At 76.0% G+C, this 7032-nt stretch carries 4 protein-coding genes; 1 reads left to right on the plus strand and 3 read right to left on the minus strand.

The window, feature by feature from the left end; all coding sequences use genetic code 11:
• The coding region (locus tag ABD353_RS38850; RefSeq protein WP_344628447.1) for a S8 family serine peptidase at positions 1-3045 on the plus strand (3045 nt) is incomplete at its 5' end.
• Here the strand turns inward: ABD353_RS38850 and ABD353_RS38855 are convergent.
• The 3 genes from ABD353_RS38855 to ABD353_RS38865 all read right to left on the minus strand — a co-directional run.
• Positions 2986-3435 carry a GtrA family protein gene (locus ABD353_RS38855; RefSeq protein WP_344628448.1) on the minus strand — a complete coding sequence of 150 codons (450 nt, stop codon included), beginning with the start codon at positions 3433-3435 and terminating at the stop codon, positions 2986-2988. The genes ABD353_RS38850 and ABD353_RS38855 overlap by 60 nt on opposite strands.
• A complete protein-coding gene (locus tag ABD353_RS38860; protein WP_344628450.1) occupies positions 3432-4406 on the minus strand; it encodes a glycosyltransferase family 2 protein in 975 nt (324 codons plus the stop codon). The genes ABD353_RS38855 and ABD353_RS38860 overlap by 4 nt, the downstream gene beginning before the upstream one ends.
• 68 nt (positions 4407-4474) lie before the next feature.
• The coding region (locus ABD353_RS38865; protein WP_344628449.1) for a YfhO family protein at positions 4475-7032 on the minus strand (2558 nt) is incomplete at its 5' end.

Consider the following 7032-nt stretch of genomic DNA (forward strand, 5'->3'; position numbering starts at 1 on the left):
ACCGGGGCCGGGCAGCGCGCCCGCGCCGTGCAGGCCGTCGACCGGCTCGCCGCGGGCGTCCGGGCCGCCGCGCCCGGTGCCCGGGTGGTCTACCGCACCCAGACCCTGCTCAGCGGCGTCGCCGTCACCGTGCCCGCCGCCGCCGTGCCCCGGCTGGCCGCGCTGCCCGGGGTGCGCGCCGTGCACCGCGTCACCCTGCAGCACCGGGCCAACGCCCACTCCGTCCCGCTGACCGGCGCACCCGCCGTCTGGTCCGGCCCGGACGGCACCACCGGCAGCGGGGTGCGGATCGGCATCGTCGACTCCGGCATCGACTACACCCACGCCGACTTCGGCGGCCCCGGCACCCCGGAGGCCTTCGCCGCCGTCGACGGCGCCCGCCCGGCACCGGCCGCGCTATTCCCCAACGCCAAGTTGGCCGGCGGCCAGGACCTCGTCGGCGACGACTACAACCCGGACCCGTCCTCGCCGCACCACCAGCCCGTGCCGCACCCGGACGCCAACCCGATCGACTGCGCCGCCAACGGCCACGGCACCCACGTCGCCGGCACCGCCGCCGGCCTCGGCGTCACCAAGGACGGCAAGCCCTACCGCGGCCCCTACCGGGAGGGCCTCGACCCCGCCGCCTTCTCCGTCGCCCCCGGCGCGGCCCCCGGCGCCACCCTCTACGCCCTGCGCGTCTTCGGCTGCGACGGCTCCACCGACCAGCTCGCGCACGCCCTCGACCTGGCCGCCGACCCGAACGGCGACGGCGATCTCTCCGACCGCCTCGACGTGGTCAACCTCTCGCTCGGCAGCGCCTTCGGCAGCCCGGACGACGCAGACTCGCTCGCCGCCGACGCGCTGTCCGCCCTGGGCACCGTGGTGGTCGCCTCGGCCGGCAACGAGGGCGACCTGTACGGGATCGGCGGCAGCCCCGGCACCGCCGCCCGGGTGGTGACCGTCGCGGCCTCGGTCGACCCGCACGGCGACGCCGACGGCATCCGGGTGCTCGCCCCCGCCTCCCTCGCCGGCGTCGTCCCGGGCCACTGGAGCTCCGAGTACACCGGCTGGTCCGACCGGGACGTCACCGCCGAACTCGCCCGGCCCGCCGACCAGCAGGACGGCTGCACCGCCTTCGACGCGGCCGACGCCGCCCGGCTCAAGGGCCGGATCGCCGTGCTCGCCTGGCGCAGCAAGGACGCCGACCGGGCCTGCGGCTCGGCCGTGCGCGCCGACCACGCCGCGGACGCCGGCGCCGTCGGCACGCTGTTCACCGCCGACGGCGAGTCCCTCGCCGAGATCGCCGGCGACAGCCGGATCCCGGCCGTGCTGCTGGCCCGCACCGACTCCGACCGGCTGCTCGCCGCGGTGGCCGACGGGCCGGTGAAGGTCCAGCTCGCCGCCCCGGGCAACACCCTGCACGGCGCGGTCTCCCAGGACCGGCCCGAACGCACCGACATGCTCACCCCCTTCACCTCCCGCGGGATCGGGGTGCCCGGCATCGTCAAGCCCGACGTCGCCGCGCCCGGCGAGACGATCTGGTCGGCGAAGGCGGGCAGCGGCAGCGGCGGCATGCGGGAGGACGGCACCTCGATGGCCGCCCCGCACGTCACCGGCCTCGCCGCCCTCGTCCGCGCCGCCCACCCCGACTGGCCGGTCGCCGAGGTCAAGGCCGCGCTGATGAACACCGCCGTCGACACCCGGCACGACGCCGACCCCGGCAGCCCGGTGTACGGCCCGGAGCGCACCGGCGCCGGCCGGGCCCGGGTCGACGCCGCCGTCGCCACCCCGGCGGTCGCCTACGCGGCGGGCCAGGGCGCGGTGGACGGCGCGGTCGGCGTCTCCTTCGGCCCGGTCGAGGCCACCGGCCCGGTCGAGCTCGAACGCCAGGTGGAGATCCGCAACCACGGCGACGCCCCGCTCACCTACACCACCGGCTACGCGGCCGCCACCGAGCTGCCCGGGGCCTCCTTCGGCATCAGCCCCGGGCAGGTCACCGTCGAACCCGGCGGCACCGCCCGGGTCACCGTCACCCTGCGCGTCCCCGGCAGCCTGACCCGCACCCCCGACCCGACCCTCGACCTCGAACAGGCCGGCCGGGCCCGAAGCTACCGCGGCGAGCTCTCCGGCCGGCTGCTGCTGACCCCGGCCGACACCGGCCTGCCGCAGCTGCGGGTGCCGCTGTTCGCCGCCCCGCGGCCCGCCTCGCAGTTCGCCGCCGGGCCGCAGCTCGCCGCTGGGCGGGCCGGCGCCACCATGCTCGCCCTGGCCGGCACCGGCACCCCGGCCGGCGACGGCGCCGGGCTGCTCAGCGCCTTCGTGTACGGCGGAGAGGCCGCCCGCTGGCCGGACTGCGCCGACGCCGGCGACGCCGACGACATCTGCGTGGAGCGGCCCGGCGAGCGCGCCGCCAACCTGCGGTTCGCGGGCGCGGCCAGCGACGCCCCGGCGCACGGGGACCCGCTCGGAGAGGGCACCCTCTACCTGGCCGCCGCCCTGTGGGGCCCGGCCGACACCCCGGTCGGCATGTTCGGGGTGCGCGCCTCGCTGGACACCGACGGGGACGGCCGCACCGACGCGATCGTCGCCGCCGCCCGGCTGCGCGGCAGCGACGTCCTGGTGGCCCGCACCACGGACGCCCGCACCGGCAAGGAACTGGACGTCCAGCCGCTGAACGCCCGCTGGGGCGACACCGACACCGGGCTGCTCGACGGCGACGCCCTGGTGCTGCCCGTCCGGCTCTCCGCCCTGCCCGGGCTGAAGTCCGGTGCGAGCACCGTCCGGTACGCGCTGTGGACGGGCCAGGTGCTGCCCGGTGCGCCGAGCGAGCAGGACGCGCTCGGCTCGATCGGTCTCACCGACGGCCGGCCGACCCTCGCCCTCGACGTGCTGCACCCGGCACTGGACGTCCGCGACGGCACCGACGGGCCGGCCGCCGTCGCCGTGCCGGAGCGGCCGGGCAGCGTGCTGCGGGTCGCCCGGGCGGACGCCGCGGCCCGGCTGCTACTGCTCCACCACCTCAACCCGGGCGGACGCCGGGCCGAGGTCGTCACCCTGCGCTGAGCCGCCGGCGGGGCCCGTGCCCCGCCCGGTCAGCACCAGCTTCGACAGCACGTAGGTGATCGGGATCGCGACCGCTGCGGCCAGCAGCGGCGCGAACCGGTCGTCCACCCGCGCCCACTCCACCAGCACGAACACCCCGCCGCTCTGCACCAGGTAGTTGGTGATGTTCGGCAGCGGGAAGAGCAGGAACTTCCGCCAGGTCGGCCGGGTCCGGTACGTGAAGTACGTGTTCAGGAAGAACGAGCCGACCATGCTCAGGAAGAACGCCGCGCTGAACGCCGCGAAGTACGGCAGGTACGGGTGGAAGGCCAGGTACAGCAGGTAGAAGGTGCCGGTGTTGACCACACCGACCAGGCCGAACCTGACGACCTGCCACAGCTGCGGGCTCACACCGGCTCCCCGGCACGGGCGCGGTGGCCCTCGGCGCGGAACGCGGCCCGCGGCACGTTGGTCTCCTTGACCAGGAAGTGCGGCCGCCGCTTGGTCTCGTAGTAGATCCGGCCGATGTACTCGCCGATCAGACCGAGCATCACCATCTGCAGGCCGCCCAGCCCCACGATCGCCACGATGAGGGTGACGTAGCCGGGGGAGTCCACGCCGTCGACCAGGGCGACGCCGGTGATCCACGCCGCGTACAGCGCCGCCACCCCGACCAGGGCCAGGCCCAGGTAGATGGCGATCCGCAGCGGCCGGTTGTTGAACGAGATCAGGCCGTCCATGCCGTAGTTGAGCAGCGCGCCGAACCGCCACTTCGTCTCGCCGGCCTCGCGGGCGACGTTCTGGTAGTCGAAGGTGACGGTGTCGAAGCCGATCCAGGAGAACAGGCCCTTGGAGAACCGGTTGTACTCCGGCAGGGACAGCAGCGCGTCCACCGCGGCGCGCGACAGCAACCGGAAGTCGCCGACGCCGTCCTGGAGTTCGACGTCCACCCAGCGGTTGACCATCCGGTAGTAGAGCCGGCTGACCGCCGTGCGGACGGGCTTGTCGCCCTCCCGGGTGCGGCGGGCGATCACCTGGTCGTGGCCGCGGTCGTACAGCTCCAGCATCCGCTCGATCAGCTCCGGCGGGTGCTGCAGGTCGGCGTCCATCAGCACGACCGCGTCGCCCGTCGCCTCGCGCAGGCCGGCCAGCATGCCGGCCTCCTTGCCGAAGTTCCGGCTGAAGGAGACGTAGCGGGTGGTGTCCGGGTGCTCCGCGGCGATCTTGCGCAGCCGCTCCAGCGTGCCGTCCGCGCTGCCGTCGTCGACGTAGCAGAGCTCGTACTCGACCGGCAGGGCGTCGAGGCTCGCGCGGATCGCGGTGTCGAAGAGCTCGACCACCGCTTCCTCGTTGTAACAGGGCACCACCACGGACAGCCGCACCAGTCCACCTCCGGCCTCGACGCAGTCGGCGGCCGCACGCACTGACCCCTCACCCTGCCTGTCTGATTTCACACAGATGGTACCGGTCCGCCGTCGGCCGCCCGCCCGTTCCGGCGGCGCAGCCGCGTGAGCAGCGCCACGCCCAGCAGCACCGCGGCGGCGGCCCCGCTCGCCGCGAGACCGGGCAGCAGACCCGGCGGACGGTAGTCGCAGGACACCTCGGAGGCGCCCGCGCCCAGGTCGACGCCGGTCATGCCGAGCACCGACCGGGGGGCCCGCGCCGGGCCGCCGTCCACCGAGCACCGCCAGCCGTCCACGGCCGGCACCGAGATCAGCGCGGTGCCGGTGGACCCGGCCGGCAGCTCCGCCCGCAGCCCGTGGCCGCCGGCGGTGACCTCCGTCGCCCCGTGCAGGCCGTGCAGCGCGGCCGACAGCGCCGCCGGATCGAGGCAGCCGAGCGGCAGCTCCGGGACCTCCGCCTTCGCCGCGGCCCGCAACTGGACGGTGACCCGCCCGTCGGCCGGGACGGGGCCGAGTTCGCGGATCGGCATCGCCGTCATCGGCTGCCGGCCCCAGCTGGTGTACTTGCCGCCCGCGCCCATCACCGTGCCGCCCAGCCAGGGCGCGTACAGGAAGGCGGTGCGCCCCGGGGTGCAGGACGCGGTGAACGTCGTCCAGGTGCCGCCCTTCGGCGTCGCCGGCACCCGCCAGCCGCCCGGCGAGCGGACCGGCCGCGGACCGGCCGTCCACTCCGGGGCCGGCGTCTCGTAGACCCGCGCGCCGAGCAGCGACTCCTGGCGGCTCCACACCGAGCGGGTGTCCGGGGCGGCCGTCGGGTGCACGGTGACCAGCGGCGCGGCCGCGGCGTGCTTCACCGCGAAGCCGCCCGGCGCACCGGTGGAGTCCAGGTACGTGGTGACGCCGAACAGCGCCCGCCCGACCGGGTCGGCCGGGCTGAGGGTGTGCCGGCCCTGGATGTACCAGCCGGCGCCGAGCTCCTGCAGCATCCCGGCGGTCACCGCGGGCAGGTAGCTGCTGTAGTACGAGCCGCCCTGGCCGCCGAGCAGCAGCGGGTCGTTGTTGGCGAACTCGTGCGGACCGGGGTCGGTGCGGCCGTTCGGCCAGTCGTCGGCCGCGTGCAGCGCCTCGGCCGCGGCCGTCGACTGCGCCGAGACGGTCGTGCGCGGCTGGTAGAAGGGCAGCCGGTCACGGATCTCGGTGACCGCCCAGGCGGTGTGCGCAGCCGAGGCGAAGACGGTGAGCACCAGCACCGCGCCGGCGGACCGGCGCACGAGCGGGCGCGTGCGCCACCGGGCGAGCGCCAGCAGCGCACCGAGCAGCAGCGCGCCGCCCGCCCCGACCTCGATCCAGGTCGACCAGCGGACCGAGCTCTGCCCGTGCCCGGCCAGCGCCAGCAGCGCCACCAGCCCGGCGCCGCCCAGCAGCGCCCGGACGTCCGGACGGCGGGCGAGCGACGCCCAGGCCGCCATCACCAGCATGCCGCTGAGCACGAACGACGCGCGGTACGGACTGCCGTTGGGGATCGCCAGCCCGTGCCACAGCAGGATCGTCGGCTCCCAGACGAAGCTCGCCCCGACCAGCAGCAGCAGCGCGTACCAGCCGATCCGCTCCGCGGGCCGGACCCGCCGGTTGAAAGGCAGCGAGGCGACCAGCAGCAGCGCCAGCACGCCGACGAAGACGTTCGGCACCGAGTGGTCCGAGCGGCCGCCGGGCAGCAGCTGCGCCAGGTAGTCGGTGAGGCCCGGCGCGCCCTCGTAGGTCGCGGGCGGGGCCGGCTGCGAGGCCTTGCTGGCCTTCAGCGAGACCGTCATCGCCGGCGCGGCCAGCAGCACGCCGACCGTGAACATCCCGGCCGCCCGCCCGGCCGTCCGCAGCCGCTCCCGCCACGGGGTGCCGGCCAGCGCGAGGCGCAGCAGCAGCACCAGGCAGGAGGCGATGGTCGCCATCGCCCCGGTGTAGAAGTTGCCCGCCCAGGCGAGGGCGACCAGCAGGGTGCCGAGCACCCAGCGCCGGCCGCGCAGGCACCAGTCGCAGGCCAGGCCCACGGCCGGCAGCGAGACCAGGCCCCACATCCACATCGGGTCCGGCGAGCCGTCGTTGAGCACCCAGGCGCAGAGCCCGTAGCCGACCGCGAGCAGGGCGCGCAGCCACGGGCCGCCCGGCGCCAGGCGGCCGAGCAGCACCGTCATCGCGGCCGCCCCCAGGCCGATGCTCAGCAGGGTGACGAGGAACACGGGGAGGTTGACGGCGTCCCGCGGGAACAGCCCGACCAGCCAGGAGAACGGGTTCATCAGGTACGTGACGAAGTCACCGAGGAACGGCGAGCCGTAGCCGCTGTTCCAGTTGAACAGCAGGTCGCCGCCGCCCCGGCCGTGCATCAGGTCCCACAGGTGGGCGTGGAACGGCACGAACTGGTTGCCGAGGTCGTTCACCGCGCGCGACCGCGCCCCGAACGGGTACGTCCCGCGCAGGGCGCCGGCCAGGCAGAACGCCGCCATGGACAGCACGGCGGCCAGCGCCGCGGCGCCCGCCTCGCCCCTGCGGGAGCGCCCGGCGGCCGGCGCGGTGGCCGTCGCCCGGGCGGCGTCCGCACCGGCGGCCGGGG

This window comes from Kitasatospora arboriphila, assembly GCF_039528095.1.
Lineage (GTDB): Bacteria > Actinomycetota > Actinomycetes > Streptomycetales > Streptomycetaceae > Kitasatospora > Kitasatospora arboriphila.